Source organism: Streptomyces sp. NPDC111802, assembly GCF_055634335.1.
The window spans coordinates 1-3,032 of sequence record NZ_JBVKCZ010000170.1 but is presented as its reverse complement, the minus strand read 5'-3'; the positions used below and the strand labels follow the sequence as shown (position 1 = coordinate 3,032).

Sequence of the window (3,032 nt, the reverse complement as noted above, 5' to 3'; positions counted from 1 at the left end):
CCTCGCTGACCAAATGAAGATGGCGGCGAGGTGCAGTCCGGCGAGGTAGATGGTGGCGGTCTTGTCGTAGCGAGTGGCCAGGCCGCGCCACTGTTCGAGCTTGCTGATGCACCGCTCGACGGTGTTCCGTTGCTTGTATGCCTCGCGGTCGAACGCCGGTGGCCTGCCACCGCGGCTGCCGAGACGTCTGCGGTTGGCGGCCTGGTCGGCGGGCTGCGGGATCACCGCCCGAATCCCGCGCCGGCGCAGGTGAGAACGGATCGCGCGGGACGAGTACGCCTTGTCGGCCAGGACCATGTCCGGAGTCGCCTTCGGTCTGCCGACCGGCCGCGGGACTCGTAAGCGAACCATGACCTGTGGGAACGCGGGTGCGTCACCGGCCTGGCCAGGGGTGATGACGAAGGCGAGTGGCCTGCAGCGACTGTCGGCGGCCAGGTGGATCTTCGTGGTCAGTCCGCCGCGGGACCGCCCGAGGGCATGGTCGTGCGGCTCGCCGACTGGAACCCCTTTTGACGGGCCCCGGCGGCGTGCTGGTGGGCACGGACGATGGTGGAGTCGACCGCGACGACCCAGTCGAGGTCCCCCTCAGCGTCGGCCTGGGCGAGCAGAGCGTTGAAGACCTTCTCCCAGGTGCCGTCGACGGCCCACATCCGCAGCCGGTTGTGGGCGCCCTTCCACGACCCGAAGTGCTCGGGAAGGTCCATCCACGGCGTGCCGGTCCGGTACTTGAACGCGATCGCGTCGATCACCTGCCGGTGATCCCGCCATCGTCCACCCCGCCTCGGCGCCCGGTCCGGCAGCAACGGCTCGATACGTGCCCACTGGGCATCAGTCAACGACACACATCAACCAACGATCAGATGATCCGAAGGAGACGGCCTAGACGCCGCTCACCAGCAGCTCGGCTCGAAGATCGTCCTGGTGTGGGACAACTCCACCCAGCACAAGGACACCGTGATGCGTGAACTGCTCGCCCGCCGGGCGGCCTGGCTGACGGTCTTCCAGCTGCCCTCGTACGCCCCGGACCTCAACCCGGCCGAAGGCGTGTGGGCGAACCTCAAGAACAGCCTGGGCAACCTGGCCGCGTGCACCACCGACCAGCTCGCCGCACACACCCGGACCCGGCTGAAGAAAATGCAGTACCGGCCCCACCTGCTCGACGGCTTCATCGCCGAGACCGGACTGACCCTCGCTCCACCATGACCGTCACCCCGAAGAGAAGACCTCAGAAATGGCCGAGGACGCCCTAGGCGCACCGTGCCCCGCCCCGTAGTTTCCTGGTGCGCCCCGGACCCGGCCGATGCTGTACACATGCGGCTGCGGAGGGCGTTTGTACTGGCCCCGCCCGCTGCGGCCGCCCCACCTCACGCCACGCGAGGCAGGCCAGCCATGCCGAGCACCGCCCACCACACCCGCACCCGGGGTACGCCGCGGACCCCGCTGCTCCGGCTGTCCTTCACGGTGGAGATCAAACGGGCCCAGCGCACCCGCATCCTCATGGGCAGGTCGGCCCGGAGCCTGCTGGCCGCGGTCGGCGCCCCCGGCCCGTTGGCCCACCACATGGGGGACGCGGCCACCGTCGCTGCTTACTACCTGGTCAGGCACAGCGAACGGCCCCGCTACCGCCTGCAGATCCACTCCGACTATCACCCTGACGGTCACCGACTACACCGAGCAGCCGGCCACCAGAGCACGGATCTGGCTGTCCGCCCTTCTCGTCGGCCAACTGCTGCAAACGGCCCTGCCTTGCCGGACGACAGCAAGGACCACGAAATGAACCTGCACTGGACCCCGGACGGACACCTCCGCCTCGCCTACCGCACCCCATGGCCAAGGCCCTGACCACAGCCACTCCGACCACCGCCTGACCCCACGCGGCAGCGGCCGGAGACCGCGAGGCCCGGCCGGACAGGGGGAGCGGCCGGCCGGGCCTCACCCTCCAGAACCCTCTTCAGCTGAGGTTCAGGTCTCCGTGCACGATCTGCCGCGCGATGGTCTCGATCGATATGCCTTCGGTGAATGCCCGGGCTTTGATGAGTGCCAGCGCGTCGGCGACGGGGCGGCCGAGCTGCGCGGAAAGCATGCCGGTGGCCTGCAGAACGGTTGGACGGATGTCGATTTCGCCGTAGATGCCGGCGTCGGCGTCCGGGCCACGGAGCACGATGGTGGCGAGGGCGGCGGCAACCTCGGTGAAGTCGGCAGGCATCGTGGGTGCCGGATGTGGATCGAAGACCGTCAGCACGCCCATGCAGCTGTCCTGTGACGGGAGCGGTAGGGCGGCCACCGAGGCGATGCCCAATGATGCAAGGCCGGTCCCGTAGCCGGGCCAGCGTGCCTCCATTGCCTGCCCGGAAACATGGAGGGGACGGTGTGCCGACGCCGCGTCACGTGTCGGTCCGGCGCCTAGCACGAACTCCAGTTCCTGGGCGGCCCGGGACTGTTCGTCGGACACGGCGACCGCGAGCTGGTTCTGGCCGGCATCGACCAGCGTGACTGCTGCGCTGTTCGTGCCGCATGCCTCGGCGACCCCGGTCATGAACCGCGGCCTGGTGCCATGGTTCTGGTCCCATTGCGCCGCACGGCGGGCGAAGTCTTCCTGGAGCCGGGCCGTAGCCCGGTGGCATGCGGCTGTTCGTCGGTGCATTTGGGCGATCTGGGCGTGGAACTCAATTCCGTCTTGCCTTGCCAGGATCTCGTGCCTCTCGGCGATTGCCTCGGCCCGGTCCGCGCGTTCACGGGCCCGCGCAGCCCGACCCTGTGCCACAGCTGCCAGACCGAGACTCGGCTCGCCCTCCTGCCGGTCCATGTCATCCCCCTGCCGGTCCATGCAGCGCAGCGTACGCCTCGGGGTCATGAGGCGGTTCGTCGCTTCGGCTTTCTTCCATCATCAGGACGACGCCGCCGTTGTGGCCGTCGAACGGGGAGAAGAGCACGTCGCAGGTGATGGACCGGCCGATACGGCTCAGCGCCTCCACCGCGACCGGGCCCGAACGCCTACGAGTCTGAAGGCACCGCTGCACAACAGGCCGCAG

The 3,032-nt window shown here is 68.9% G+C and carries 3 protein-coding genes and 2 pseudogenes; 2 read left to right on the top strand and 3 right to left on the bottom strand.

Annotated features, from left to right (window positions below; translation table 11 throughout):
- A protein-coding gene (locus tag ACZ7NC_RS45055) for an IS5 family transposase (protein WP_471498118.1) occupies nucleotides 1–842 on the bottom strand; the annotation gives its coding sequence in 2 pieces (ribosomal slippage) (nucleotides 1–503 and nucleotides 503–842; 843 coding nt annotated over the 2 pieces). This gene is flagged as partial in the annotation.
- A 37-nt stretch (nucleotides 843–879) separates the two neighbouring features.
- Here ACZ7NC_RS45055 and ACZ7NC_RS45050 point away from each other — a divergent pair.
- Together ACZ7NC_RS45050 and ACZ7NC_RS45045 are read left to right on the top strand one after the other, a co-directional pair.
- Nucleotides 880–1,203 (top strand): annotated as a pseudogene (locus ACZ7NC_RS45050) (transposase); the annotation flags it as partial.
- Between the two features lie 186 nt (nucleotides 1,204–1,389).
- On the top strand, nucleotides 1,390–1,842 hold the full coding sequence (locus ACZ7NC_RS45045) for a hypothetical protein (RefSeq protein ID WP_471498114.1): 453 nt from the start codon (nucleotides 1,390–1,392) through the stop codon (nucleotides 1,840–1,842).
- A 109-nt stretch (nucleotides 1,843–1,951) separates the two neighbouring features.
- Here ACZ7NC_RS45045 and ACZ7NC_RS45040 read toward each other — a convergent pair whose 3' ends face one another.
- A complete protein-coding gene (locus ACZ7NC_RS45040) occupies nucleotides 1,952–2,827 on the bottom strand; it encodes a GAF and ANTAR domain-containing protein (protein ID WP_471498111.1) in 876 nt (291 codons plus the stop codon).
- A pseudogene (locus ACZ7NC_RS45035) lies at nucleotides 2,808–3,032 on the bottom strand (hypothetical protein); the annotation flags it as partial. The pseudogene ACZ7NC_RS45035 and the gene ACZ7NC_RS45040, both read right to left, overlap by 20 nt.

Bases quoted from the DNA above. Each gene is read 5' to 3' on its own strand.
- ACZ7NC_RS45045 (WP_471498114.1), top strand. From the start codon at position 1,390: ATGCCGAGCACCGCCCACCACACCCGCACCCGGGGTACGCCGCGGACC.
- ACZ7NC_RS45040 (WP_471498111.1), bottom strand. From the start codon at position 2,827: ATGGACCGGCAGGGGGATGACATGGACCGGCAGGAGGGCGAGCCGAGT.